Here is a 25,631-nt window from a genome sequence, read left to right on the forward strand (position 1 = left end):
GAGGACCATAAAGACAATGATCTGGCTGAAACGCATCATCGGATGGACGCTCCGGATTTTTGCCGGGCTGGTTGCGACCCTCGTGACGCTGACCATCCTCGTCATCGTGATCGGTGGCCTGTCGGCCAGCGGCAGCCAGTTTCTGGCAAACCAGATCGCAGCGCTGATCTCGAAGGACAACCAGCAGATCTCAATCGTCGCGCCAAGCCCCTTGCTGAGCCAGACATTGACGGTCGAACGAATTACTGTTGCCGACACAAAGGGACCTTACGCGACGATCGAAGGACTGGCTCTGGACTGGACACCACTGGATCTCCTGTCGCGCCGCTTTACCGCGGATAAGCTCAGCGCCCGGTCGATCCGCATCGATCGCGCACCGGAGCCAAGTGCGACGCCGGTGGTCAAGTCGGACGAGCCGTTCTCGCTGCCGGTTGGCATCGACATTGCCGCGATCGACCTGCCCTCGATCAAGGTGGGGGCAGCGCTTGCCCGCCGTGACGTGGAAATCGCAGCAAAGGGCGCCGCCCAGATCATCGGCAGCAATATCACCAGCCAGTTGACGGCAACCCTGCTCGGCGAACCGTCAGCCGATCTTGCCGCCGACGTGCTCTATGCGCCGGACGACGATCGGCTGCGGCTGAAGCTCGATTATGCCGAACCGAAGGGTGGAGTTGCCGGAAATCTCCTGCAGCTTCCCGATCAGCCGGCTGTTGCGTTCAGCATCGATGGCGACGGCGCCATCAGCAACTGGGCCGGCAAGATCACCGCCGCCCTGGACGGCAGGCAAACCGTCTCTGTCGATGCAACGCACCGGCTGGCAGCAGAAGACCAGCGTGACATCACCCTTATCGGTGGCGGTAATTTTGCCAGCCTGATGCCGCCGCAATTGCGTGACCTGTTTGCCGGAGAAACATCGATCGATCTTGCAGCCCGCATTGCCCCCGATGGCGCAATCGAGATCAGCAAGGGCGAACTTTCCACCGCTGCGGCGCGGATCTCGGCATCCGGCCATTATGATCCGAAGGGCATCAACGATCTCGCCCTTGTCGCCGAGGCCAATGCGACACCCGTGCGGTTGCAATGGCAGCAGGACAAGGCGATCTATGGCGTGGCCGTGCGCCGCGCCAATCTGACACTGAGCGGCAATGCGCAAACGGCAGCGCTGAAGGCAGCCATCGATCTGGCCACCCTGTCTTCCCCGCAGGGCACCTTGTCCGACATCGGCTTGACGGCAGAAAGCTCAGCCTTCGATATCGCCAATCGCCAGGGCCCGGTCGATCTGCAGCTTGCCGTACAAAGCGCCGAATTCTTCGATGCGCAACTGGCCAACTATATCCGCGCGCCGCTGAAGATCGTGGCACCGCTGACCATCGAAGAGGATGCGGTCGCCACCGACAGGCTCACGCTCGAGAGCGCCGGTATCGGCGGGGAGCTGAATGGCCGCTACGTGATCTCGGCGCAGACCTTTACCGGCGCGCTGAAAGCCTTTGTCCTGCCTGACCTGTTGCCGCCGGCGCTGGCTGAAAAACTGACAAAGCCAGTCGCCCTGTCGACCCGGATCGATTTTGCCGCGCCCAAGGCGGTCAGCCTGCGCGACATTCAACTGCAGACCGACCTTGGCTCGGCGGAGGGCGCCGTCTCGCTGGCGCCCGACGGCATTCTTGCCGCCGACCTGACCGGCCGGTTGAACGACGTCGCCAGCTTCCAGCCGCGCATCAGCGGCGGCGCTGCGTTCGACGTATCGGCATCGGGTCCGCTGGACGCGATCGAAGGCAATGTGAATGTCGTCATCGAAGAGGGCAAGGCAGCCGGCTACGACCTGCGTGACCTGTCACTGCAGATCGAGGGGCTTGCCGACCAGAATGCGCCGCGCGGCCAGTTGCGGCTGACCGGGCAGATCGATGCCCAGCCTGTCGATATCTCAGCCGACGTGGTGTCGGAAAACGGCGCAACGAAAATCCCTGCTCTGACACTCAATGTCGGCGAAAACCGTCTTTCAGGCAGCCTTGCGCTGGACGAAGCCTTCCAGCCGACCGGCGATCTCAGCTTCGACTTCCCGCAGCTTTCGCTTCTGGCGGCGCTGGGCGGACAAAGCGCGAGCGGCGACCTGGCCGGCACGATCGCGATCACCTCGGCGGACAGTCGTATTGCAGCCAGGATTGATGCATCAGGCAAGGCGCTCAGCCGCGACACCCTGCAAATCGAGAACCCGGCCATCGATCTTGCCATCAGCGACGTGGCCGCACTGGCGGTCGAGGGCATCGTTCGCGCGGCAGCGATTGTCAGCGGCACCAACCGTATCGAGGCCCCCGAGGTAACCTTTGCCCGCGCCGGAGCGCGCACCGATTTCCAGGCCAGGGCGCAATATGACGCGGCACCGCTCGAGGCAGCCGGCAGCATGGAGCAGCAGCCGCAGGGACTGGCGATTGCGCTGGACCGCTTTTCCGCCAAGCCACGCGGCATCGCGCTGGCACTGGCAGCACCCGCACGCCTGACCGTGACGGACGGTACAGTACAGATCGGCAAGACCGTGATCAATGCTGGCTCCGGCAATGTGACTGTCACCGGCAGCGCCGGTCAAACCCTTGCCATCAGGGCAGACATTGCAGCCCTGCCCGCTTCGCTTGCCGCAGCCGTTGCCCCAGCAATGGCACCAGCCGGCACGATTTCCGGTGTCGTCGAGGTCAAGGGCACGTCGTCGGCTCCCGACGTCACCTACCAGCTTGATTGGCGCGATGCGGAAGTGGCCCAGACCCGGACAGCTGGACTGGCGCCGCTCGCCATCAGTGCCAATGGCCGCTTCCAGAACAATACACTTTCTCTCGATACCCGGCTTTCCGGTGACGGCGGTATCACCCTCAATGGCGGCGGTCGACTTGGCGTATCAGGCATGGGCCTCGACATGCGGTTCCAGGGCAGCCTGCCGCTGGCGGCCGCCAATACCGTTCTTGGCCAACAGGGCCTGGTGGCGCAAGGCAATGCCAATGTGAACGTGACCCTCCAGGGAACCGCGACGGCACCGGCCATTGCCGGTTCGATCACCACCAGCGGTGCCCGCGTGGTTGATGTGCGCCGCAACCTTGCGGTCGAGCAAATCGCCGCGACGATCAATCTGCGTGACAACCGCGCCCAGATCGCCAGCTTGACCGGCAATTTTGCCTCAGGCGGTCGTGTCTCGGCCAGCGGTTCGATCGACATTCTCGGCCAGGGCATGCCCGCCGATCTGACGATCAATCTCGACAAGGCCGTCTATGTCGATGGCAACACGGTGACGGCGACTGCCGATGCGCGGCTGACATTGCGCGGCCCTCTCATGGCCGGCCCGACGCTGGCCGGGACAGTGGATCTGTCGCGCACGTCGATCACGCTGTCGGAGCGCCGCCCCACCAGCCTTTCACAGCTCGACATCCAGCATCGCAACGCGCCAAAGGCAGTCACCCAGCAGCTACGCACCATCACGCCGGCCGCCGGCAGAAGCTCGAGTTCGCCGATACTGCTCGACCTTCGCATATCTTCCCCGTCGCAGACCTTCATTCGCGGCCGTGGCATCGATGCCGAACTCGGCGGCACCCTGACATTGACCGGATCAGCGTCCGCGCCCAATGTCTCCGGTGGCTTCGAACTGCGCCGCGGGCGCATGCAGATCCTCACCAAGCGCCTGGATATTACCCGAGCCGAGATCACCTTCGGCGGCGACCTCATTCCGATCATCGACCTTGAAGCCACCACCACATCCGGCAGCTCGACCGTGACGATCAAACTTTACGGATTTGCCAGCGACCCGGAAGTGACCTTCAGTTCATCACCGACCCTGCCGCAGGACGAGATCCTCGCCCAGCTGATCTTCGGCCAGTCGATGTCACGGCTCTCGGCCCTGCAGATTGCCCAGTTGGCCGATGCAGCCGCCCAGCTGGCAGGCGGCAATTCGACATCGCTGTTCCAGACTCTGCGTTCGACACTTGGCATCGACGATCTCGACATCTCCACCGACTCCACCGGCCAGACCAGCATCAGCGCCGGCAAATACCTGAACGACCGCACCTATATCGAGCTGCAGCAAAGCGGCAGCGGCGGCGGCAAGGCGGTGATCAATCTCGATATCGGCCGCGGCGTGAAATTGAAGGGCGAAGCGGGCGGCTCGGGCGCCGGTGGCGGCATCTACTACGAGAAGGAATACTGACCGATCAGGCGACCTTGCTGGTCTTGAGCAGGATACTGGATTCGGTGCTGTTGATCCCCTCGACCAGACGGATGCGCCGCAGCGTCTCGTCGAATCCGGCCAGATCACGATCTTCGAGCTCGGCAATGAAATCCCAGCGGCCATTGGTGCTGTGCAGCGACTTGACCTGCGGAATTCCGCGCAACTGCTGCGCAACCCGATCGGCAAACTTGCCGACGACTTCGATCATGATGATTGCCCTGACCCCGGTCGGCTGGATTTCCCGTCCGGTCAGGATTGTAAACGCGGCGATCGTGCCATTGGCGACGAGGCGATCGATCCGGGCCGAGATGGTCGCACGCGATGCTCCCGTCATCGCGGCAAGCGAAGCAACAGGGATTCGGGCGTTCTGCCGAAGAGCACTCAGAATATCGCGGTCGAGATCATCCATCGTTACACTTCGTCATCATATGGTTGCGATTTGCACAAACTATAGTGCTTTATGACGATGTTCCAGCTTTTTGCCAACGCAGACATGGCGCATCATCCGCTCTCAACCATTTCCAAGGATAACCCATGGCCAAGCAAAACAGAAACGTCACCCTGATCGGTGTCCCGCTCGAAGAAGGATCCGGACGCGGCGGCTGCGCCATGGGACCGGCAGCGCTGCGCATTGCCGGCATTGCGCCGGCCCTTGTCGATCTCGGTTATGACGTCGATGACGCAGGCGACCTTCGCCCGGCGCCGGCTTCCGATCTTCCGATCATGGACAAGGCCAAACATCTGGCGATCGTCGGCGCCTTTACACGCGCGGTCGAGGCTGCAACCTATGACGCTGCGGCCAAGGGATCAGTGCCCGTTCTGCTTGGCGGCGACCACAGCCTGTCGATGGGCAGCGTCTCCGGCATGGCGCGACACGCCCACGAAAAGGGTCGCCCGCTCTTCGTCCTCTGGCTCGACGCACATTCCGACTTCAATGCACCGGCAACGTCCCCGTCCGGAAATATTCACGGCATGCCCGTCGCCTTTTTCTGCGGCAAGGCCGAGTTCGCCCCGATCCTTGATCCGGCTCGTCCGCTGGTCGACCCGAGCCATGTCTACCAGGTCGGCATCCGGTCCGTGGATGACGAGGAGCGCCGGCTGATCTCGGAAAATGCAGTCAACGTCTACGACATGCGTGCGATCGACGAAGAAGGCATGGCCGGCATCCTGAAACAGATCCTCAAGGACGTCCGCCAGGCGAATGCACTTCTGCATGTCAGTCTCGACGTCGACTTCCTCGACCCGGGCATCGCACCGGGCGTTGGCACAACCGTGCCCGGCGGCGCAACCTTCCGCGAGGCGCATCTGATCATGGAACTACTGCACGACAGCGGCCTGGTATCGTCGCTCGATCTCGTCGAATTGAACCCCTTCCTCGATGACCGTGGCCGCAGCGCCCATGTGATGGTCGATCTGGCCGCAAGCCTGTTCGGCAAGCGCATTCTCGACCGCCCGACACAGGCCGGATAAAACAGGAAATTATAATTTAGAGGTGCACTAATACGCTTCTTTTTACGTGACTTCGGCCGTGCTGACGCTCAAGCCGGTTGTAAAATTTGTATAAAATGACGGGCAAATGATCAATCGCTGCGCGAAAGCTCTGATATATTTGAGCGTCTCTTAAGATTTGAGAGCCATAATTGACCCCTAGAAATTGGCGGTTTCCCCTCGAATGGAAGCCGCCAATTTTCATGAAACCGTGGTCTACCCGGAGTGGGAAAATGGCATTTCTGATGACGAATACAGGGGACGCAAAATCCGTCCTCGCCGCGCTGGGCCGCTCCCAGGCAATTATCGAGTTTAACCTCGATGGGACGATCATTACCGCGAATGAGAATTTCTGTCGCACGCTGGGCTACAGCCTGAGCGAGATCAAGGGCAAGCACCATCGCATGTTCTGCGAGCCAGCCTATGTGGCGAGCGCGGAGTATCGCGAGTTCTGGGCTAGTCTCGGCCGAGGGCAATTCGACAGCCGCGAATACAAGCGCATCGCCAAGGACGGATCGGAGATCTGGATTCAGGCCTCCTACAATCCTGTCATGCGCGGCGGCAAGCCTTACAAGATCGTCAAGTTCGCCACAGACATCACGGCGAGAAAGCAGAAGTCGGCGGAAGACAGCGGCAAGCTGGAAGCCATTTCACGCGTTCAGGCAACGATCGAGTTCACCCCTACCGGCGACATCCTGACCGCCAATGAAAACTTCCTCAAGACACTTGGCTACAGTCTGAGTGAAATTACCGGAAAGCATCATGCGATATTCTGTGAAGCGGACTACACGCGCACGGAAGACTATCGCAAGTTCTGGCTGACGCTGGCATCCGGTCAATATGTTGCCGAGGAATTCAAACGCATCGGCAAGGGTGGCAAGGTCGTCTGGATCCAGGCCTCCTACAATCCGATCTTCGATGCCAATGGCCGCGTCTTCAAGGTGGTGAAATATGCAACCGACGTGACCGAACGGGTCCGCGCCGTCGATGAACTGGCGCATGGGCTGACGGCTCTTGCCAATGGCGACCTGACGGCGCGCATCGAGAACCCTTTCATGCCGGCGCTTGAGAAGACTCGGGTGGATTTCAACGCCTCGATCGAAAAGCTGCATCAGGCGATCCGCACCGTCAACGGCAATACCGAGGCCATCGCTGCCGGCTCGTCCGAGATCCGCACCGCTTCCGACAGCCTGTCGAAGCGCACCGAACAACAGGCCGCAGCGATCGAGGAAACCGCGACCGCGCTGGAGCAGATTACCCAGACAGTGTCCAACAGTTCCAAGCGGGCGATCGAGGCGGGACAGATGGTCGGCCGCACCAAGGCTGCGGCGGAGCGATCCGGCGATGTCGTCAAGAAGGCGATCGGTGCCATGGACCAGATCGAAAACTCGTCGCGCGAGATTTCCAACATCATCGGCGTCATCGACGATATTGCCTTCCAGACCAACCTGCTCGCCCTGAATGCCGGTGTGGAAGCGGCCCGTGCCGGCGAAGCAGGAAAGGGCTTTGCGGTCGTCGCGCAGGAGGTGCGCGAACTGGCGCAACGGTCGGCCAACGCGGCCAAGGAGATCAAGGCCCTGATCACCACATCGTCCGGCCAGGTGAAGAACGGCGTCGATCTGGTGGGAGAAACCGGCAAGGCGCTGGAACAGATCGTCTCGGAAGTCCAGGACATCAACCTGAATGTCATCGCCATCGTCGAGGCATCGAAGGAACAGTCAACCGGGCTGCTGGAAATCAACCGCGCGGTCAATGCGCTGGACCAGAACACTCAGCAGAACGCCGCCATGGTCGAGGAATCGACAGCCGCCAGCCACAGCCTGGCCCGCGAGGCGGCAACACTTCGGAGTCTCGTCGCGCAGTTTAGAATTGGGCAACACTCTTCGCATATTATACACCAAGCGCGTCCTGATGCCCCTCCTGTTGCATCGCCGGCACGCAAACTCATGGCTCAGGTCGCTCGCGCCGCAGGCGTAGGTGCATCGGCTAAGGCACAGGAAGGTTGGGAAGATTTCTAATGGCAACCACGATCAGTTCGACAAGTTTCAGCGGGGAAACCCTCGAGATCATCGCTTTCCGGCTTCATGATCAGGAATTCTGCGTCAAGACGACCACGATCCGCGAAATTCGCGGCTGGGCTCCGTCGACGCCGATCCCGCATGCACCGGCCGACGTCATCGGCGTGATGAACCTGCGCGGCTCGGTGATCCCGATCATCGACCTGGCCTACAAGCTGGGCATGAAGTCGACGGTTGCCAACGAGCGCTCGGCCATCGTGGTTGCGGAAGTGCACAACATGGTCATCGGCATGCTGGTCGACCGCGTTTCGGACATCCTGACCATTCCGTCCAGCCAGGTTCAGCCGGTGCCGGAAATCTCCGCCTCCTTCGACAAGACCTTCTCCGAAGGCATCATCGCCAATGAAAACGGCATGATCTGCTTCCTGAACCTCGCCAAGATGTTCAAGGGCAGCGAACTGGAAGATCTGGCGGCGTAATTGCAGGCCATCTTAAGTTAAATATGACAAAAAGCGGCCGATGGCCGCTTTTTGCGTCTAATACTTGCGTGGCCATACACACGACTGCTGATCCCCAACGGATCAGGACGACGACATCTCGGCTGGGTTGTGTGCCGCCACCGGGCCAGGGCGCTGGATCTTCGCGGCGGCCTCGACGACAAGCGGCAGGAAACCTTCCTGATGCGCATCGATCATCTCGAAGAACCGGCGGCGCATGCGCTGCTCCCAGAACTTGTTGATATGCAGCGCGACACCATCAACGCGCACTTCCTGCGGTTGGGACGCAAAAAAGGTGGCGATCTGGTTTGCCATCCGCACCAGCTTTTCGTCAGTGCCGCTATGAGACATGGTGGAACACTCCCTGGACCACTTTTTCAGACCCTGTGAAAATTTCGAAATCATCGTCGCGGGCAATGCCGATCAGGGTCATGCCCGCCTTTTCGGCTGTGCGGATAGCCAGCGCGGTCGGCGCGGAAATCGCGATCAGCATCGGACTGCCGAGTGCCGCCGTCTTCTGCACCATCTCGACCGACAGACGACTTGTAACGACAACCGCCCCTTCGGCCGGTGACCATCCGCCCAGCAGCACGGCACCGGCAAGCTTGTCGAGCGCATTGTGGCGCCCGACATCTTCCCGGATCGCCACCACACCACGGCCGGGCACAAAGAAACCGGCTCCATGCACCGCACGCGTTTCGCGGTTGAGCTTTTGTCCTTCGGTCAAAAGACGCAGGGCCTCGGCGATCTGCACCGGTGTGAGGGCGAAACTGCTGCCCGCAATCACCGGCACCTCGCGCGTCGCCTGTTCGATCGATTCGATGCCGCAAAGGCCACATCCGACCGGACCGGCCATGCGCCTGCGCCGCGAGGTCAAGGCCTCAGCATTCCCGTCCACCAGGACGATCTGCACATCGATTCCGTCACCGGCCTCGACCACCTCGATATCGACGATCTCGCGCGCATGGCCGATAATGCCTTCGGCCAGGGAAAACCCCACGGCGAAATCCTCGAGATCATCAGGCGTCGCCATCATCACGGCATGGGTGCTGCCGCCGTAGGAAAAGGCGATCGGCACTTCTTCCGGCACGAGACGGTTTGCTTCCGTCATTAGTCCCCGGCGACTGCGGATTTCCCGGACGGCGAGGGTCACGTTGCGGGCGGTCACGCAGTTAGCTCCTTCCTACCGTTGCATCCGTACCGGCGGCCGCGTCGCGCAGGTCGCGTCAGGGCCAATGGCAAAGAGCCAGATGACAGCGCCATGCGTCACTCCGCAGCCTCGAGCTTGCCGACGATGCGACGCGAGCGACGGGACAGTTCGTCATAGTCTTCCTGCCATTCGGTCGGGCCATTCGACGGCGAGACCTGCACCGCAGTGACCTTGTATTCCGGGCAGTTGGTCGCCCAGTCGGAGAAGTCCGTGGTAATCACGTTGGCCTGTGTGTCGGGATGGTGGAAGGTGGTGTAGACCACGCCCGGCGACACCCGGTCGGTCAGCAACGCGCGCAACGTCGTATCACCCGAGCGGCTGGTCAGCTTGATCCAGTCGCCATCCTTGATCCCCCGCTGCTCGGCATCATGCGGATGCACTTCCAGCCGGTCCTCGTCGTGCCACACTGTGTTTTCGGTGCGCCGCGTCTGGGCGCCGACATTGTACTGCGACAGGATGCGACCGGTGGTCAGCAGCAGCGGGAAACGCGGCCCGGTGCGTTCGTCGGTCGCGACATATTCGGTGCGGATGAACTTACCCCTGCCGCGCACGAAGCCGTCGGTATGCATGATCGGCGAGCCCTCTGGATGTGCTTCGTTGCACGGCCACTGCACCGATCCCATCTTGTCGAGATAGGCATAGGAGACATTGGCAAAGCTCGGCGTGGTCGAGGCGATCTCGTCCATGATTTCAGACGGATGGCTGTAGGTCCAGTTGAGCCCCATCGCCTGGGCAAGCTTCTGTGTCACTTCCCAGTCGCTGTAGCCGTTCTTCGGGCTCATAACCTTGCGCACGCGGTTGATGCGTCGCTCGGCATTGGTGAAGGTGCCGTCCTTCTCCAGGAAGGTCGAACCCGGCAAGAAGACGTGGGCGTAATTCGCCGTCTCGTTGAGGAAGAGGTCGTGCACGACGACGCATTCCATCGCGGCCAGACCGGCTGACACATGTTTGGTATCCGGATCGGATTGGAGAATGTCCTCGCCCTGGATGTAGATGCCCTTGAACGTGCCATCGACGGCCGCATCGAGCATGTTGGGAATGCGAAGGCCGGGCTCATTGCTCAGCGTCACGCCCCAGAGTTTTTCGAACGTGTCGCGCGTCGCATCATCCGACACATGGCGGTAACCGGGAAACTCGTGCGGGAAGGAACCCATGTCGCAAGAGCCCTGAACATTGTTCTGCCCGCGCAATGGGTTCACGCCGACACCCGGACGGCCGATATTGCCAGTGACCATCGAGAGGTTGGCGATCGCCATGACGGTGGTCGAGCCCTGGCTGTGCTCGGTGACGCCCAGACCATAATAGATCGCGCCATTGCCGCCGGTCGCATAGAGGCGGGCAGCACCGCGCAGGTCGGCAGCCGGGACGCCAGTGAATGCCTCTGTTGATTCCGGGCTGTGCTGCGGTTCGGCGACAAACGCCGCCCAATCCTCGAATTCAGACCAGTCGCAGCGTTCGCGAATGAAAGCTTCGGCAAACAGTCCTTCGGTCACGATGACATGCGCCATGGCGGTCATGACAGCAACATTGGTGCCGGGTTTCAGCGGCAGATGGAAGGCCGCCTCGATATGTGGACTGCGGACGATATCGGTCCGGCGCGGATCGATGACGATCAGCTTGGCCCCTTGGCGCAATCGCTTCTTCAGCCGCGAGCCGAAGACCGGATGTCCATCCGTCGGATTGGCGCCGATGACCACGACAACATCGGAATGTTCGACACTGTCGAAATCCTGCGTGCCTGCCGACGTACCGAAGGCCTGGCCGAGACCATAACCTGTCGGCGAGTGGCAGACGCGGGCGCAGGTATCGACATTGTTGTTGCCGAAGCCGGCGCGGATCAGCTTCTGCACCAGATAGGTTTCTTCATTGGTGCAGCGCGACGAGGTGATGCCACCGATCGCGTCGCGACCATACTGGTATTGCAGCCGCTTGAACTCGGAGGCGATATGGGCGAACGCCTCATCCCAGGTCACTTCGCGCCATGGGTCGGAAATGTTCTCGCGTACCATCGGGTTGAGGATGCGATCCTTGTGGCTTGCGTAACCATAGGCGAACCGTCCCTTGACGCAGGAATGGCCGCGATTGGCCTTGCCATCCTTCCAGGGAACCATGCGCACCAACTCTTCGCCGCGCATTTCCGCCTTGAACGAACAGCCGACGCCGCAATAGGCACAGGTGGTCACCTCGGAATGTTCCGGCTGACCAATGGCGATGACCGACTTCTCGGTCAGCGTTGCGGTGGGACAGGCCTGGACGCAGGCGCCGCAGGAGACGCATTCGGACGAGAGGAAGTCTTCGTGCGCGCCGGGTGACACGCGGCTGCCGAAACCACGTCCCTCGATGGTCAGCGCAAACGTACCCTGCACTTCCTCGCAGGCCCTGACGCAACGCGAACAGACAATGCATTTGGCCGGATCATAGGTGAAGTAAGGATTGCTCTCGTCCTTCGGCATGTAGCGAGCATTGCTTTCGCCACCTGAGCGCGCCTTGACATGGTTGTCACCCTCATAGCCGTAGCGCACGTCACGCAGGCCGACGGCACCCGCCATGTCCTGCAACTCACAATCGCCATTGGCAGCGCAGGTCAGACAGTCGAGCGGGTGGTCGGAAATATACAGTTCCATCACGCCCTTGCGGATCTGCTTCAGCCGATCCGTCTGGGTATGGACGACAAGGCCGGCAGCGACAGGTGTCGTGCAGGAGGCCGGCGTGCCGTTGCGGCCCTCGACCTCGACCAGACAGAGGCGGCAGGAGCCGAATGCGTCGACCATGTCGGTGGCACACAGCTTCGGCACCTGGATGCCGGCCTCCATCGAGGCGCGCATGATCGAGGTCCCTGCAGCAACAGTGATCTCGCGACCGTCGATGGTCAGCGTGACGGTCTCGCTGGAGCGGGATGCCGGTGTGCCAAAGTCAATTTCCGGAACGAGACCCATCAGAAGGCTCCTTTGAAATCATTGGAAAGATTGCGCATGATTCAGATCTCTCCGGCTTGTTTGGTTTCAGTCAGCGTATGCGCCACAAGCGCATTGGCGTGACCATGCCCCAGGCCGTGGGTCTGCTTCAGCCAGTTGACGATCTGCATATGCGTCAGTCCAGACTGACCACGGACCAGTTCCTTCCAGTGCGCGATCGGCTGACCATAGGTCTTTTCGATCGACGGGAAATAGGACGCAGGGCCTTTGACTTTGTTCGCTTCGCTCATTCGGCCGCCTCCACCAGCGGTGCCGGCGCAAAATCAGCGGGGAAATGCTTCATGGCGCTCAACACAGGATAGGGCGTGAAACCGCCGAGCGCGCAGAGCGAACCGAATTTCATCGTGTTGCAGAGATCGGTGAGCAATTCCCGATTCTTCTCGGGTTCGATGCCCTGGGCAATCCTGTCGGCTGTCTCGACGCCACGCGTCGAGCCGATGCGGCAGGGTGTGCATTTGCCGCAGCTTTCGATGGCACAGAATTCCATGGCGAACCGCGCCTGTTTCAGCATGTCGGCCGTATCGTCGAAGACGACGATGCCGGCATGCCCGATCAACCCGTCACGCGCGGCGAAGGACTCGTAGTCGAAAACCGTATCGAACAGTGCCCGCGGGAAATAGGCGCCGAGCGGCCCGCCGACCTGCACCGCCTTGACCGGCCGGCCGGACAATGTTCCGCCGCCGATCTCGTCGATAAGCTGGCCAAGCGTCAGGCCGAATGCCGTCTCGTACAGGCCGCCATACTTGACGTTGCCAGCGATCTGGATCGGGATCGTGCCATGCGAACGACCAATGCCGAAGTCGCGGTAGAACTGCGCACCCCTGTCCATGATCACCGGAATGGAGGCAAGCGACATGACGTTGTTGACGACGGTCGGCTTGCCGAACAGGCCCTGAAGCGCCGGCAGCGGCGGCTTGGCGCGCACGATACCGCGCTTGCCTTCCAGACTGTTGAGCAGCGAGGTTTCCTCGCCGCACACATAGGCACCGGCTCCTTCGCGCACTTCCATGTCGAAAGCGTAAGGCGAACCCAACACGGACGCCCCGAGAATGCCGGCGCGGCGGGCGATCTCGATCGCCTCGTTCATCATTGCAATCGCATAGGGATATTCCGACCGGGTATAGACATAACCCTTGGTCGCACCGGTGGCGATGCCGGCGATGGCCATGCCTTCGATCAGCACGAAGGGATCGCCCTCCATGATCATCCGGTCGGCAAACGTACCGCTATCGCCCTCGTCGGCGTTGCAGACGATATATTTCTGGTCGGCCCTGGCATCGGCAACCGTCTTCCACTTGATGCCGGTGGGGAAACCCGCCCCGCCGCGACCGCGAAGGCCGCTATGAGTCACCTGACTGACAATCTCCGCAGGCGGTAGCGCAATCGCCTTTTCGAGGCCCTTCAGACCCTGATAGCGGCGATAATCATCCAGCGACAAAGGGTCGGTCACGCCACAGCGCGAGAATGTAAGTCGTGTCTGACTCTTGAGGAACGGAATTTCCTTCGTTTCGCCGTGACAGAGCGCATGCGCGCCACCATTGAGAAACCCGGCATCGAACAGGGCTGGCACATCCGAAGGCGTAACCGGGCCATAGGCGATACGGCCGGCTTCCGTGCGAACCTCGACCAGAACTTCAAGCCAGAGCATGCCGCGCGAGCCATTGCGAACGATCGCAACGTCGAGACCGCGGGCCGCAGCTTCCCGCTCGATCGCTGCGGCAACCCTGTTGGCGCCAACGGCAAGAGCGGCTGAATCACGAGGAACAAAAACGGTGACGCTCATCGGCGTGCCTCCGCAACGATGTCGGTCAGACAGTGTTCGTCGAGCCTGGCATAGAGTTCGTCGTCCAGCATGGCGGCCGGTGCCTGGGCACAGAGCCCGAGACAGAACACCGGCTCGACGGTGATCGCACCATCGGCGGTGGTGCCGTGCCAGTCGATACCCAGCCGCGACAGCAGTGTTTCCGCAAGAGGCTCGCCACCCATCGACTGGCAAGCCTCGGCGCGACAGAGTTTCAGAACATGCCGACCGGAGGGATGGTCGCGAAAATCGTGATAGAAGGTGATCACGCCATGCACTTCCGCACGCGACAGATTCAACGCCGTGGCGATGATCTGCTTGGCACTTTCCGGAACAAAGCCGAATGCGGCCTGGATCTCATGCAGGATCGGCAGCATCGGGCCTTCCAGATGCTTCAAGTCCTCAATGATCGCGGAGATGCGGGTTGCCTCATCCTCGGCAATCGCCCGAATATTCATGTGCCAGTCCTCCCAAACCGACAAGCCGTCCAGATCTAAATGCGCCGGGCTTGCCGCCTCGAATTGTGCTTGAAGCCTCCCGCAGCGAAATCGCTCGCGTTGCTTTATGTGAGGATGACCGTGTTGCGCGGATCAGGTCAATGCAGCTGTTTCGTCGCTTGATAGAAAAAATCTATCAAAGGCCTGCGCGGCGACCAGCATGCGGGCTTCATGCAGCAGTCCCGACACCAGCGGCGTATGCGGCTCGCGATGCGTCGCGACGAGCCCGACCAGATGTTGTGCATCCGGATCGGTGATCGGGATCATCCGGATCGCCTCGGTGAAACCGAAGGATTCGGCCACGTTGCGCGGCATGATCGAAGCCCATTTTCCGGTGCGGATATGGGAGAAAAGCACGATCATCGAATTGGATTCGAGCGTCGGCTTCGGGGTAACCCCCGCCTCGGCCATATGCTGGTTGATGATCCGGCGATTCTGCATGTCCGCGGTCAGCAGACAGAGCCGAAGGTCGGCCACTTCGCTCCAGGACACGGAATCGCGAGCGGCGAGCGGCGTTCCAGCAGCGGTAATCAGGTGATAACGCTCGGAGTAAAGCGGCACGCTCGTGACCCGCCCCAGCGGCTCATTGTCGAGATAGGTAATGCCCGCATCGATCTCGAGATTTTCAAGCAGGCTCAGCACCTGCAGCGAGGTGCGCGACAGGACGGAAAACGTCACATTCGGATGGCGCTGCTGAAACGGTTCCGTCAGCCGCTGAACCATCGCCAGAGCCGTCGGAATGACCGCCAGCCGGATATGCCCGGCAAGGCCATGGCGGGTGGCCCGCATTTCTTCGCGCAAGGTGCGCGCGTCGCCGACAATCCGCCGCGCCCATTCGAGCACCCGCTGCCCCTCCGGCGTCAGGCCCTGATAACGCGAGCCGCGCTGGACCAGCATCACGCCGAGTTGATCCTCAAGCTGGCGGATCGCCGCCGACAGCGTCGGTTGTGTCACGCCGCATTCTTCGGCCGCTCTTCCGAAATGCTGCTCGCGGGCAAGCGCAATGAAGAATTCAAGCTTGTCGATCACGGCCAGCCCCCATCAGATTTCCATGCCGTGCGCTCACGCGATGTCGGCCGCATCGCCAGCGGCCCCAACCGGAACCGAACCAGGGCCTGGTTCGCAATACATCTTGTAGAGAACGGAGATCAACTCGTTGAGCTGCGGGTCTGCGATGCGATAGTAGATCTGGCGCCCGTCACGGCGTGTCTCGAGGATCTTGTCGGCGCGAAGCCGGGCAAGCTGCTGCGAGACCACGGCTTGCTGAAGCCCGAGAAGTTTTTCGATTTCGCTGACGGTCTTTTCCTCGCGGCTGACCATGCAAAGGATCAGCAGGCGGGTCTCGTGTGACAAGGCCTTGAGCAGGCCACTCGCTGCGCGCGCCTTCGACCTGAAGTCGGCCAGTTCACCGCCCCCGACAACCTGTGCATCCATCTTCATGCTCGTCCAAACATTAAAAAATCACTATAGGGCAAATGCTGGCGGATCAAAACCGGATGCCTGCCAGAAGGCAAATGCTTCGTGACAGAAGCCAGCCCAACTATAGCCGAACCGAATCCGCCAGCGCCTTCAGGAGCGACGCACTGCGGTTCAACGCGCCATATTCCTGTTCGTCGAGATCCGGGAACAGATCGGTGATCACGCCCGCAGCCCCGATGACGCGCGGGATCGAAAGGGCCACGTCGCGAATGCCGGTCACCTCCGGTGTGACGATCGAAACCGACAGCACATCACGGTGATCCTGCGCGATCGCCTTGACGATCCGGGCCAGTCCCGCACCGATACCATAATAGGTCGAACCCTTGCCGTTGATGATCTTGTAGGCAGCATTGCGCACGCCATCGTCTATCGAATCCCGAACTGCCTCCGTCAGGGGGTGATCGACCTGCTCGGCAAACGAATGAAGCGATATGGAGCCAGCCCTTGCGCTCGACCAGGCCAGCACTTCGCTGTCGCCGTGTTCGCCCAGCACATAGGCATGCACCGATTGCGGCGAAATGCCGAGATGCCGGCCGATCAGGCTGCGAAAGCGCGCCGTATCGAGGATCGTGCCTGAGCCGATGATGCGCTGTGGGGCAAGCCCGGAAATGCGCGTGGTGATCTGCGTCATGATATCGACGGGGTTGGACGCGATCAAAAGGATCGCCTCGGGCACCACCGGCAGGACCTCGCTCAACACGGCGCGAAACACGGCGGCGTTGCGCTCCAGCAGTTCCAGACGGGTCTCGCCCGGCTTCTGGCTGACACCGGCCGCAAGAATAACGACGCCCGCACCCTCCAGATCCTTGTAGCCTCCGGCATTCACCGTCGTCGACGACATGAACGGGACGGCATGCGAGATATCCTCCGCCTGGGCGAGCGCCAGCGCCGCGTTCTGATCGATCAGCACGATATCGCTGGCAATGCCCATCAGCGCCAAGGCATAACCTGCCGAACTGCCGACCATGCCCGCACCCACGATCCCGACTTTCATGCCCTGTCCTCCCCTGGTTGCCGAACGACAACATGGCGACTATCTCACCGACCGGCTGATGCATACAATCGCATTCCGCAAACTGGCTATGAAAAATGCCATTATAGAAACAGAGTGACGGCATCACCCCGTCTCTGCTTATATGGCCGCCACGAAGCCGTTCTTGACGGCAAGAGACAGGTAAGATCATGCGAAAATTGCCGGCGCTTTCGGCCATGAAAGTGTTCGAGGTGGTCGGGCAAACCCGCAGCTTTACCCGCGCTGCGGACCGGCTGAACCTGACCCAGAGCGCCGTCAGCCGCCAGGTCCGCAATCTCGAGGAGCAGCTTGGCGAAACCCTGGTGATCCGCAAGCACCATCACCTTGAGCTGACACCGTCCGGCGTCGAGCTTCTGGCGACCCTGCAGCAGGCCTTCCACAATGTCGAACTGGCCGTGCGCGGCATCATGGAAAAGAGCAACCAGCGCCGTTTGCGTATCAACGTGCCGCCGACCTTTGCCAAGCGCTGGCTGATGCCGAGACTGGCCAGCCTGCGGGCTTTCATGCCCGATATCGAGATCAGCATCACCACCGAGCTAAAAGACAGCCTGGCAGAGCGCAGCATTCTCGATTGCGCCATCCGCTTCGGCGACGGCGAATGGCCGATGCTGAAATCGCAACTGCTGATGACGGAGCGCCACATCGCCGTCTGCGCGCCGCATCTGCTGCGCTCAAAGCAAGCCGGCCAGCCGATCGATCTGTCCGACCTGACATTTCTGCACGTTCTGGCCTCGGCCGACCAGCGTTACCTGACCTGGCAGCGCTGGCTGGATGCGGCCGATCTCAGCCATACCAACACCCGCGGCGGACTGGAATTCGACCTGCTCGACATGGCCGTTGAGGCCGCATGCAACGGCCTCGGCGTTGCCGTCGCAGACCGTTTCATGGTGGCGTCGCTGATCCGGGCTGGCCAGCTGACACAGGTCATGGATGTAGAGGTCGAGGGTCATGAATCCTACTGGCTGGTCACACGCGCCGAGCAACCCGAGAGCGCCAATGCGTCGGCATTCCGCCAATGGTTGACGACAGAGCTGGGCACGGATTGAAACATTCCTTTTTGGAATGATCGGCCCGAAAATAACTCGCTTGCGAAGCCGGCATCTGCGGCCCCTACTTGGGCGGATTTTTCCGCAGGAGATGGCCATGACCGAGTATCGCAATTTCATTGGCGGCCGTTTCGTCGAGCTGGAAAGCCGCGCCGCAATCGAGGTACGTAACCCTGCGGACGGCGCCGTTTTTGCATCGGTTCCCGCCGCAACCGAAGCCGATGTCATCGCGGCCGTCACCCATGCAGCCGAGGCACAGAAAAGCTGGGGCAAGCTGCCTGCCATCGAGCGTGGCAATGCATTGCGCCGCCTGGCGGATGCAATCGAGCGCAACGCCGGCAAGATCGGCGAGGCGCTTGCCCGCGAGAGCGGCAAAAGCCTGGCGGATGCGACAGCCGAAGCCATCTACGGCGTCGAGCTGATGCGCTATCATGCCGAATGGGCCCGCCGGATCGAAGGCGAAGTGATCGAGAGCGACACGCCGGACGAGACGCTGATGCTGAAGCGTGCGCCGATCGGCGTGGTCGCCTGTCTCGTCCCGTTCAATTTCCCGATCTACACGCTCGTGCGCAAGATTGCCCCGGCCCTGATCACCGGCAATGCGGTGGTCGTACGCCCGAGCAACAATACCCCCACATCTGCCTTCGTTTTTGCCGAGGCTCTGCTCGAAGCCGAATTGCCGACCGGCCTCGTCAACATCATGACCATGAGCCATGACGTTGCAGAAGTGATGTGCACGCGGCCACAGGTCGGCATGATCACGCTGACGGGCAGCGTTGTCGCCGGCCAGACCGTGTTGAAATATTGCAAGACCAACATCGCCAAGCCATCGCTGGAACTCGGCGGCAAGACACCTGTCATCGTCGAGCCCGACGCCGATCTGGATGCGGTGACCCGCATGGTGATGTCGGCCAAGACCGCCCATTGTGGCCAGGTCTGCACCTCGGTCGAGCGTCTCTATGTGCATCAATCGGTGCACGACGACCTGCTTGTCAGATTACGCACCGCCTTCCACGACCGTCGCTATGGCGATCGCGGCAAAAGCCCGGATGCGATGGGACCGCTGGCCAATGCAGCTACACGTCTTCGAATTCACCACATGGTCGAACGTGCAAGAGCAGACGGCGCAATCATCGAGACCGGAGGCTTTGTGCCCGCCGGTGAGGGCTATTTTTATCCGCCAACCCTGCTCTCCCATTGCCGCCATGACATGGAAATCGTCCGCGAGGAGGTCTTCGGACCGGTTCTCGCCGTCATCCCTTATGACGAATTCGACGACGCACTTGCCATGGCCAGCGACCATCAGTTCGGCCTCGCCTCGGTGCTGTTTTCCGAAAACTATCGCAAGGTGATGAAGGCCGCGAACGAGATCGAGGCCGGCGAGCTCTACATCAACCGGTTCCCGGCCGATCCCTATCAGGGCTACCACGCCGGCTGGAAGCGCTCCGGTCTCGGCGGCGACGACGGCAAGCATGGCATGCTGGAATTCACCCAGACACGCCTCGTGATCCTGAAACACTAGGCAAGCCCCGCTCGCACAGGTCCGCAATCACTGCACACTGCCAACATCCAAAGCCCGGGGAACACCCATGAAAATCGCGTCGCTGAACACCTACGTCGTCGCCGTTCCGCCACCGCATGTCGGCGGCATGTACTGGATCTTCGTTGAACTGGAGACGGCCTGTGGCATCAAGGGCATCGGCGAGATCTACGCGACGTCATTCCACCCCTCCGCTCTGGTGCCGTTGATCGATGACGTCTTCCAGCGGTATCTGGAAGGCCATGACCCGCACCAGATCGAGCGTTTCTGGCGTGCCGCCTATTCGAGCGGCTTCACCCAGCGACCCGACCCGACAATGATGGGCATCGTCTCCGGTCTGGAAATCGCCTGCTGGGACATCATCGGCAAGGCGGCTGGTCGCCCGGTCGCCGATCTGCTCGGCGGCACAGTGCACGAAAAGCTGCGCGCCTATACCTATCTCTATCCTAAGAACGTGGCTGGCGACTACGACTATAACGACATCGACCTGGCAGCCGAGGAAGCTGTGCGCATGGTCGAGATGGGCTTTACCGCGCTGAAATTCGATCCCGCCGGTCCCTATACCAACTATTCCGGCCACCAGCTGTCGCTCGGCGTCATGGATCGCTGCGAGGAATTCTGCGCCCGGATCCGGCAAGCCGTCGGCAGCCGTGCCGATATCCTCTTTGGCACCCACGGCCAGATGGTACCGTCTTCGGCAATCCGATTGGCAAAGCGGCTTGAGAAATACGACCCGCTGTGGTTCGAGGAACCGGTGCCACCCGGACAGGAAGCCGCCATGGCGGAAGTCGCCCGCGCCACCTCGATCCCGGTCTCGACCGGTGAACGGCTGACGACCAAATACGAATTCCAGCGCGTACTGCAACTGGGCGCCGCCTCCATTCTGCAGATGAATGTCGCCCGCGTCGGCGGCCTGCTGGAGGCCAAGAAGATCGCCGGCATGGCCGAGTCCTTTTACGCGCAGATCGCACCGCATCTCTACAATGGTCCCGTCGGGGCGGCCGCCAGTATTCAGCTCTCTGCGGCAACGCCGAATTTCCTCATCCACGAAGCCATCATGGATTTCGGCGGTTTCCATGCCGAAGTGCTGAAGACGAAGCTGGCATTTGAAGACGGATACCTGATCCCGCCCCGCGAGCCAGGCCTCGGCATCGAACTCGACCTGGACGTGGTGAGGCAGCATTCACCCTATACCGGCGATCGCCTGCACCTGCAGATGGCCGCAGAGCCGGCCGACGTCAAAGCCTTCGCCCCGGCCAAGGGTTGAGCCACGATCATGATCTATGATTTTGTCATCGTCGGCGCCGGCTCCGCCGGCTGCATCCTGGCCAGCCGCCTGAGCGAGAATGGACGCTACAGCGTGCTTCTCATCGAGGCCGGCGGCAAGGATGACAGCTTCTGGTTCAAGATCCCGGTGGGCTACGCCAAGAGCTACTACAATCCCAAGGTCAACTGGATGTATTCGACCGAACCGGAGCCGGCACTCGGCAACCGGCGGATCTACGTGCCACGCGGCAAGGTCCAGGGCGGATCGGGCTCGATCAATGCCATGGTCTATGTCCGTGGCGCAAATGCAGATTTCGACGACTGGGCGGCGGCCGGCAATCCCGGCTGGACAGCGACCGACGCGCTTCCTTATTTCAAGGCGCTGGAGACGCATCGTCACGGCGCATCCGACTATCATGGTGACAACGGCCCCATTCATGTCACACCGATGCGCGGCAGCACCCATGCCGTCAGCGACGCGTTTCTCAAGGCGTGCCAAGAGCTTGGCCTGCCCGCCAATGACGATTTCAATGGCCGCGACATCGAGGGGGCGGGCGTCTATGACATCAACACCCGCAATGGCCAGAGATCGCATTCCAGCGCCGAATATCTGCGGCCGGCATTGAAGCGGCCCAATCTGGCAATCGAGCGGCATGCGGTCGCCCAGCGACTGCTCCTGTCAGAGGATGGACGTGTAGAAGCCGTCGAAGTGCTGCAGAACGGCGCCATCCGGCTTTTCAAGGCACGGCGCGAAGTGATCCTCGCAGCTGGCGCGGTCGATACGCCAAAGCTGATGCAGCTTTCGGGCATTGGCGACGGAGCGCTGCTCTTTGCCCATGGAATCAAGACACGTCGGCATCTGCCGGCAGTCGGCTCGAACCTGCAGGACCATCTCTGCGCCAGCTTCTACTATCGCGCCAATTGTCCGACATTGAACGGAACCTTTGCCAGCCTGTTCGGCCAGGCGGCACTCGGCCTGCAATATCTCCTGACCCGCAGCGGACCCTTCGCGATGAGCGTCAACCAGGCGGGCGGCTTCTTTCGCGGCGCACCGGATGAAAGCCGGCCCAATATCCAGTTGTATTTCAACCCGCTGTCCTACCGCATTCCCGTCAATCCCCGGGCAGGCCTGACCCCGGAACCCTATCCGGGCTTCCTGATCGCCTTCAATTCCTGTCGGCCCACCAGCCGTGGGAAGATCACCATCGGATCGAACGCCCCGGACGCAGCACCGCTGATCAGGCCCAATTATCTCTCCACCGAACGGGACATTGCCGAAGTCATTCAGGGCAGCCGGTTGGTGAGGCGCATTGCGGCCGCGCCGACGCTTGCCGCGCTGATCGAAGAGGAAGTCTCACCGTCGCCGGCAACCGACAGCGATGAACGACTGCTCGACTATTTCCGGCAGAACAGCGGCTCGATCTATCATCTCTGCGGCAGTTGCGCGATGGGGCCGGACGATCAAACGTCGGTCGTCGATGCGCGTCTGCGGGTCCACGGCATACCCGGCCTGAGGATCGTCGACGCCTCGATCTTCCCCAATGTCACCGCCGGCAATATCAACGCACCAACGATGATGGTCGCGGAAAAAGGCGCTGCGATGATTCTCGAAGATGCGCGGTAAAACCACGGGTCTGATCAAAGAAAAAGCCGAGTGTCTGGCGACGCTCGGCTTTCTTCATTCAATTCCCGGCAACTGGTCTGGAGGGCCGCGATTCGCCCTCGGCCTCTGCCTTTCAGGCGGCGACCAGAATACCGTTCAGGTTGGTCAACTCGCCGAGATAGTGCTCGAGGCGGCTGCGATGTTCGTGATGGTCAACCGAATCCAGCTCCTTGCGGGCTTCATCGATACGCTTGCTCAGCGTGTCCGGCGTGACTTCTGCGAGCGGCACGGCAGATTCGGCCAGCAGCGTGCAGCCGGTCGGCAAAACGTCGGCAAAACCGCCGAAAACCACATACTTGGTCACCTGACCCGAAGCGAGTTTCACGGTGACGACGCCCGGCTTGATCGTGGTCATCGTCGGCGCATGATTGGCCATGACGGTCATTTCGCCTTCGGTAGCCGGGATCACCACTTCGCTGACCATCTCGGACAACAAAAGGCGCTCGGGCGAAACGAGTTCAAAACTGAAATTGTCGGCCATGGTCGTTCACTTCTCTGATGGAAAGAGGCACGGCACGCGGGATGACCCCGCGCGCCGTCGATCCTAACTTAGGCAGCTTCAGCAGCCAGCTTCTTGGCCTTTTCGATGGCTTCTTCCATCGAGCCGACCATGTAGAAAGCCGCTTCCGGCAGGTGGTCGTAGTCGCCGTTGACCAGGCCCTTGAAGCCCTTGATCGTGTCTTCGAGCGCAACCAGCTTGCCCGGCGAACCGGTGAAGACTTCGGCAACGAAGAACGGCTGCGACAGGAAGCGTTCGATCTTACGAGCGCGGGCAACGGACAGACGGTCTTCTTCAGACAGTTCGTCCATACCCAGAATCGCGATGATGTCCTGGAGAGCCTTGTAGCGCTGCAGGGTCGACTGAACCTTACGAGCGATTTCGTAGTGCTCTTCGCCGACGATCATCGGGTCGAGCATACGCGAGGTGCTATCGAGCGGGTCAACGGCCGGGTAGATACCCTTTTCGGCGATCGAGCGCGACAGAACCGTCGTTGCGTCCAGGTGGGCGAACGATGTGGCCGGAGCCGGGTCGGTCAAGTCGTCGGCGGGAACGTAAATCGCCTGAACCGAGGTGATAGACCCCTTGGTCGTGGTGGTGATGCGTTCCTGCATCTGGCCCATGTCGGTTGCCAGCGTCGGCTGATAACCAACGGCCGACGGGATACGGCCGAGCAGAGCCGACACTTCGGAACCTGCCTGGGTGAAGCGGAAGATGTTGTCGACGAAGAACAGAACGTCCTGGCCCTTGTCGCGGAAGTCTTCAGCGATCGTCAGACCGGTGAGAGCGACGCGAGCACGCGCGCCCGGAGGCTCGTTCATCTGACCGTATACGAGGGCAGCCTTGGAGCCTTCGCCGCCGCCGAGCTTGTTAACGCCCGACTCGATCATTTCGTGGTAAAGGTCGTTGCCTTCGCGGGTACGTTCGCCAACACCGGCGAATACCGAGTACCCACCGTGCGCCTTGGCGACGTTGTTGATCAGTTCCATGATCAGAACGGTCTTGCCAACGCCGGCGCCGCCGAACAGGCCGATCTTGCCGCCCTTGGCGTAAGGCGCCAGAAGGTCGACGACCTTGATGCCGGTAACCAGGATCTGGGCATCGGTCGACTGTTCGACGTAGGCCGGAGCTTCCTGGTGGATGGCGCGCTTGCCGGATGTGACCAGCGGACCAGCTTCGTCAACCGGCTCGCCGATGACATTCATGATACGGCCGAGCGTTTCAGGACCAACCGGAACGGTGATCGGAGCGCCTGTGTCGCTAACCGGCTGACCGCGAACCAGACCTTCGGTCGAGTCCATGGCGATCGTGCGAACCTGGTTTTCACCGAGGTGCTGAGCCACTTCCAGAACCAGGCGGTTGCCGCCATTGGTGGTTTCCAGCGCGTTCAGGATCGAGGGCAGTTCGCCTTCGAACGATACGTCGACGACAGCGCCGATGACCTGCGTCACCTTGCCAGCTGCGGTAGATTTGGGGGTAGCTGCCTTAGCCATAATTCTTACCCTCTTTCCTTAACCTCAGAGCGCTTCCGCGCCCGCAATGATTTCGATGAGCTCGGTGGTGATCTGAGCCTGGCGCTGGCGGTTGTAGCTCAGCGTCAGCTTGTTGATCATTTCACCGGCGTTGCGTGTCGCATTGTCCATGGCGCTCATCTTGGCGCCCATTTCACCAGCGACATTTTCGAGCAGAGCCCGGAAGACCTGAACCGAGATGTTGCGCGGGATGAGATCCGTGAGGATCGCAGCCGCATCCGGTTCGTATTCATACAACGCCGAAGCACCGTCCTGTGCATCAACGTCAGGTGCGGCAGCCGGAATGAGCTGCATCGCAGTCGGGATCTGGCTGATGACCGACTTGAATTCGGAATAGAACAGCGTGCAGACGTCGAATTCGCCGCGCTCGAACATGCCGATGATCTTGCGACCGATGGCATCCGCATCTGCAAAGCCGATACGCTTGACTTCGCGCAGATCCGTCCGTTCGACGATGATCGAACCGAATTCGCGACGAAGGCTGTCGAAGCCCTTCTTGCCGACGCAGAAGATCTTGACCGTCTTGCCGGCGGCCAGCAGCTTGCGCGCATGGTCACGGGCGAAACGGGAGATCTGCGAATTGAAACCGCCGCAAAGGCCACGCTCGGCAGTGCAGACGACGAGCAGATGCACATCGTCCTTGCCGGTGCCGGCCATCAGACGCGGCACGCTATCGTCCGTGCCGACCGCCTGGGCGATATTGGCAAGAACGATACCCATGCGCTGCGAATACGGCCGGGCAGCCTCGGCCGCCTCCTGCGCACGACGCAGTTTCGCCGCGGCGACCATTTTCATCGCCTTGGTGATTTTCTGCGTCGCCTTGACGGAGGCGATCCGGTTCTTCAGATCCTTAAGTGAAGGCATCCGTTATCCGTCCTTGGCTTGA

Annotated in this window: 21 protein-coding genes; 8 read left to right on the forward strand and 13 right to left on the reverse strand. The window is 61.1% G+C overall.

Annotated features, from left to right (window positions below):
- Positions 1 to 16: 16 nt before the first annotated feature.
- The gene (locus GVK95_RS16995) at positions 17 to 4,180 is read left to right on the forward strand and encodes a translocation/assembly module TamB domain-containing protein (RefSeq protein WP_159951737.1); all 4,164 of its coding nucleotides are present in this window, start codon (positions 17 to 19) and stop codon (positions 4,178 to 4,180) included.
- Positions 4,181 to 4,184: 4 nt separating this feature from the next.
- Here GVK95_RS16995 and GVK95_RS17000 read toward each other — a convergent pair whose 3' ends face one another.
- Positions 4,185 to 4,610 (reverse strand): Lrp/AsnC family transcriptional regulator, encoded by a 426-nt coding sequence (locus GVK95_RS17000; RefSeq protein ID WP_159951739.1) that lies wholly within the window; start codon positions 4,608 to 4,610, stop codon positions 4,185 to 4,187.
- Between the two features lie 125 nt (positions 4,611 to 4,735).
- Here GVK95_RS17000 and rocF point away from each other — a divergent pair, with 125 nt between their 5' ends.
- The 3 genes from rocF (at position 4,736) to GVK95_RS17015 (ending at position 8,186) form a co-directional block, all read left to right on the forward strand.
- On the forward strand, positions 4,736 to 5,671 hold the full coding sequence (gene rocF / locus GVK95_RS17005) for an arginase (protein ID WP_159951741.1): 936 nt from the start codon (positions 4,736 to 4,738) through the stop codon (positions 5,669 to 5,671).
- A 263-nt stretch (positions 5,672 to 5,934) separates the two neighbouring features.
- Complete coding sequence (locus GVK95_RS17010; RefSeq protein WP_244618799.1) at positions 5,935 to 7,707, forward strand: PAS domain-containing methyl-accepting chemotaxis protein; 1,773 nt, start codon at positions 5,935 to 5,937, stop codon at positions 7,705 to 7,707.
- Positions 7,707 to 8,186 carry a chemotaxis protein CheW gene (locus tag GVK95_RS17015; protein ID WP_159951745.1) on the forward strand — a complete coding sequence of 160 codons (480 nt, stop codon included), beginning with the start codon at positions 7,707 to 7,709 and terminating at the stop codon, positions 8,184 to 8,186. Before GVK95_RS17010 ends, GVK95_RS17015 begins: the two co-directional genes overlap by 1 nt.
- A 102-nt stretch (positions 8,187 to 8,288) precedes the next feature.
- Here GVK95_RS17015 and GVK95_RS17020 read toward each other — a convergent pair whose 3' ends face one another.
- The 9 genes from GVK95_RS17020 to GVK95_RS17060 form a co-directional block, all read right to left on the reverse strand.
- Positions 8,289 to 8,555, reverse strand: a complete 267-nt coding sequence (locus GVK95_RS17020) for a formate dehydrogenase subunit delta (RefSeq protein ID WP_159951747.1) — start codon at positions 8,553 to 8,555, stop codon at positions 8,289 to 8,291.
- Positions 8,545 to 9,315, reverse strand: a complete 771-nt coding sequence (fdhD, locus tag GVK95_RS17025; RefSeq protein ID WP_244618807.1) for a formate dehydrogenase accessory sulfurtransferase FdhD — start codon at positions 9,313 to 9,315, stop codon at positions 8,545 to 8,547. Before fdhD ends, GVK95_RS17020 begins: the two co-directional genes overlap by 11 nt.
- A gap of 155 nt (positions 9,316 to 9,470) precedes the next feature.
- Positions 9,471 to 12,350, reverse strand: a complete 2,880-nt coding sequence (gene fdhF, locus GVK95_RS17030) for a formate dehydrogenase subunit alpha (protein ID WP_159951751.1) — start codon at positions 12,348 to 12,350, stop codon at positions 9,471 to 9,473.
- Positions 12,351 to 12,391: 41 nt separating this feature from the next.
- Positions 12,392 to 12,619 (reverse strand): DUF4287 domain-containing protein, encoded by a 228-nt coding sequence (locus GVK95_RS17035; protein ID WP_159951753.1) that lies wholly within the window; start codon positions 12,617 to 12,619, stop codon positions 12,392 to 12,394.
- Entirely contained in the window at positions 12,616 to 14,172 is a 1,557-nt protein-coding gene (locus GVK95_RS17040; protein ID WP_159951755.1) for an NADH-quinone oxidoreductase subunit NuoF, read from the reverse strand. The genes GVK95_RS17035 and GVK95_RS17040 overlap by 4 nt, the downstream gene beginning before the upstream one ends.
- The gene (locus GVK95_RS17045; protein ID WP_159951757.1) at positions 14,169 to 14,648 is read right to left on the reverse strand and encodes a formate dehydrogenase subunit gamma; all 480 of its coding nucleotides are present in this window, start codon (positions 14,646 to 14,648) and stop codon (positions 14,169 to 14,171) included. Before GVK95_RS17045 ends, GVK95_RS17040 begins: the two co-directional genes overlap by 4 nt.
- A gap of 132 nt (positions 14,649 to 14,780) precedes the next feature.
- Positions 14,781 to 15,716: a LysR family transcriptional regulator gene (locus GVK95_RS17050; RefSeq protein ID WP_159951759.1), complete on the reverse strand. Its 936-nt coding sequence runs from the start codon at positions 15,714 to 15,716 to the stop codon at positions 14,781 to 14,783.
- Between the two features lie 33 nt (positions 15,717 to 15,749).
- Complete coding sequence (locus GVK95_RS17055) at positions 15,750 to 16,127, reverse strand: metalloregulator ArsR/SmtB family transcription factor (protein WP_159951760.1); 378 nt, start codon at positions 16,125 to 16,127, stop codon at positions 15,750 to 15,752.
- Positions 16,128 to 16,227: 100 nt separating this feature from the next.
- The gene (locus GVK95_RS17060; RefSeq protein ID WP_159951762.1) at positions 16,228 to 17,160 is read right to left on the reverse strand and encodes an L-lactate dehydrogenase; all 933 of its coding nucleotides are present in this window, start codon (positions 17,158 to 17,160) and stop codon (positions 16,228 to 16,230) included.
- A gap of 188 nt (positions 17,161 to 17,348) precedes the next feature.
- Between GVK95_RS17060 and GVK95_RS17065 the strand changes: the two genes are divergently transcribed.
- The 4 genes from GVK95_RS17065 (at position 17,349) to GVK95_RS17080 (ending at position 22,675) form a co-directional block, all read left to right on the forward strand.
- Complete coding sequence (locus GVK95_RS17065) at positions 17,349 to 18,245, forward strand: LysR substrate-binding domain-containing protein (RefSeq protein ID WP_159951764.1); 897 nt, start codon at positions 17,349 to 17,351, stop codon at positions 18,243 to 18,245.
- A gap of 97 nt (positions 18,246 to 18,342) precedes the next feature.
- Positions 18,343 to 19,767 (forward strand): aldehyde dehydrogenase family protein, encoded by a 1,425-nt coding sequence (locus GVK95_RS17070; protein WP_159951766.1) that lies wholly within the window; start codon positions 18,343 to 18,345, stop codon positions 19,765 to 19,767.
- A 67-nt stretch (positions 19,768 to 19,834) separates the two neighbouring features.
- Complete coding sequence (locus GVK95_RS17075; RefSeq protein WP_159951768.1) at positions 19,835 to 21,052, forward strand: mandelate racemase/muconate lactonizing enzyme family protein; 1,218 nt, start codon at positions 19,835 to 19,837, stop codon at positions 21,050 to 21,052.
- 9 nt (positions 21,053 to 21,061) lie between these two features.
- Positions 21,062 to 22,675, forward strand: coding sequence for a GMC family oxidoreductase N-terminal domain-containing protein (locus tag GVK95_RS17080; RefSeq protein ID WP_200844312.1), 1,614 nt, complete (start codon positions 21,062 to 21,064; stop codon positions 22,673 to 22,675).
- Between the two features lie 112 nt (positions 22,676 to 22,787).
- Here GVK95_RS17080 and GVK95_RS17085 read toward each other — a convergent pair whose 3' ends face one another.
- From GVK95_RS17085 to GVK95_RS17095, 3 genes are all read right to left on the reverse strand, one after another.
- A complete protein-coding gene (locus GVK95_RS17085) occupies positions 22,788 to 23,195 on the reverse strand; it encodes a F0F1 ATP synthase subunit epsilon (protein WP_159951770.1) in 408 nt (135 codons plus the stop codon).
- 68 nt (positions 23,196 to 23,263) lie between these two features.
- Positions 23,264 to 24,706: a F0F1 ATP synthase subunit beta gene (atpD, locus tag GVK95_RS17090; RefSeq protein ID WP_159951772.1), complete on the reverse strand. Its 1,443-nt coding sequence runs from the start codon at positions 24,704 to 24,706 to the stop codon at positions 23,264 to 23,266.
- A 24-nt stretch (positions 24,707 to 24,730) separates the two neighbouring features.
- Positions 24,731 to 25,609 (reverse strand): F0F1 ATP synthase subunit gamma, encoded by an 879-nt coding sequence (locus GVK95_RS17095; protein WP_159951774.1) that lies wholly within the window; start codon positions 25,607 to 25,609, stop codon positions 24,731 to 24,733.
- Positions 25,610 to 25,631: the final 22 nt, after the last annotated feature.

The sequence above is a fragment of the Rhizobium sp. 18065 genome (assembly GCF_902706095.1).
Lineage (GTDB): Bacteria > Pseudomonadota > Alphaproteobacteria > Rhizobiales > Rhizobiaceae > Allorhizobium.

Excerpts from the sequence above, each read along its gene's own strand:
- GVK95_RS17045 (WP_159951757.1), bottom strand. The coding sequence starts at position 14,648 with ATGAATATTCGGGCGATTGCCGAGGATGAGGCAACCCGCATCTCCGCG.
- GVK95_RS17070 (WP_159951766.1), top strand. The coding sequence starts at position 18,343 with ATGACCGAGTATCGCAATTTCATTGGCGGCCGTTTCGTCGAGCTGGAA.
- GVK95_RS17010 (WP_244618799.1), top strand. The coding sequence starts at position 5,935 with ATGACGAATACAGGGGACGCAAAATCCGTCCTCGCCGCGCTGGGCCGC.
- GVK95_RS17055 (WP_159951760.1), bottom strand. The coding sequence starts at position 16,127 with ATGAAGATGGATGCACAGGTTGTCGGGGGCGGTGAACTGGCCGACTTC.
- GVK95_RS17095 (WP_159951774.1), bottom strand. The coding sequence starts at position 25,609 with ATGCCTTCACTTAAGGATCTGAAGAACCGGATCGCCTCCGTCAAGGCG.
- GVK95_RS17085 (WP_159951770.1), bottom strand. The coding sequence starts at position 23,195 with ATGGCCGACAATTTCAGTTTTGAACTCGTTTCGCCCGAGCGCCTTTTG.
- GVK95_RS17060 (WP_159951762.1), bottom strand. The coding sequence starts at position 17,160 with ATGAAAGTCGGGATCGTGGGTGCGGGCATGGTCGGCAGTTCGGCAGGT.
- GVK95_RS17000 (WP_159951739.1), bottom strand. The coding sequence starts at position 4,610 with ATGGATGATCTCGACCGCGATATTCTGAGTGCTCTTCGGCAGAACGCC.
- GVK95_RS17080 (WP_200844312.1), top strand. The coding sequence starts at position 21,062 with ATGATCTATGATTTTGTCATCGTCGGCGCCGGCTCCGCCGGCTGCATC.
- fdhF (WP_159951751.1), bottom strand. The coding sequence starts at position 12,350 with ATGGGTCTCGTTCCGGAAATTGACTTTGGCACACCGGCATCCCGCTCC.
- GVK95_RS17015 (WP_159951745.1), top strand. The coding sequence starts at position 7,707 with ATGGCAACCACGATCAGTTCGACAAGTTTCAGCGGGGAAACCCTCGAG.
- fdhD (WP_244618807.1), bottom strand. The coding sequence starts at position 9,315 with ATGACGGAAGCAAACCGTCTCGTGCCGGAAGAAGTGCCGATCGCCTTT.
- GVK95_RS17040 (WP_159951755.1), bottom strand. The coding sequence starts at position 14,172 with ATGAGCGTCACCGTTTTTGTTCCTCGTGATTCAGCCGCTCTTGCCGTT.
- rocF (WP_159951741.1), top strand. The coding sequence starts at position 4,736 with ATGGCCAAGCAAAACAGAAACGTCACCCTGATCGGTGTCCCGCTCGAA.
- GVK95_RS17020 (WP_159951747.1), bottom strand. The coding sequence starts at position 8,555 with ATGTCTCATAGCGGCACTGACGAAAAGCTGGTGCGGATGGCAAACCAG.
- atpD (WP_159951772.1), bottom strand. The coding sequence starts at position 24,706 with ATGGCTAAGGCAGCTACCCCCAAATCTACCGCAGCTGGCAAGGTGACG.
- GVK95_RS16995 (WP_159951737.1), top strand. The coding sequence starts at position 17 with ATGATCTGGCTGAAACGCATCATCGGATGGACGCTCCGGATTTTTGCC.
- GVK95_RS17075 (WP_159951768.1), top strand. The coding sequence starts at position 19,835 with ATGAAAATCGCGTCGCTGAACACCTACGTCGTCGCCGTTCCGCCACCG.
- GVK95_RS17035 (WP_159951753.1), bottom strand. The coding sequence starts at position 12,619 with ATGAGCGAAGCGAACAAAGTCAAAGGCCCTGCGTCCTATTTCCCGTCG.
- GVK95_RS17065 (WP_159951764.1), top strand. The coding sequence starts at position 17,349 with ATGCGAAAATTGCCGGCGCTTTCGGCCATGAAAGTGTTCGAGGTGGTC.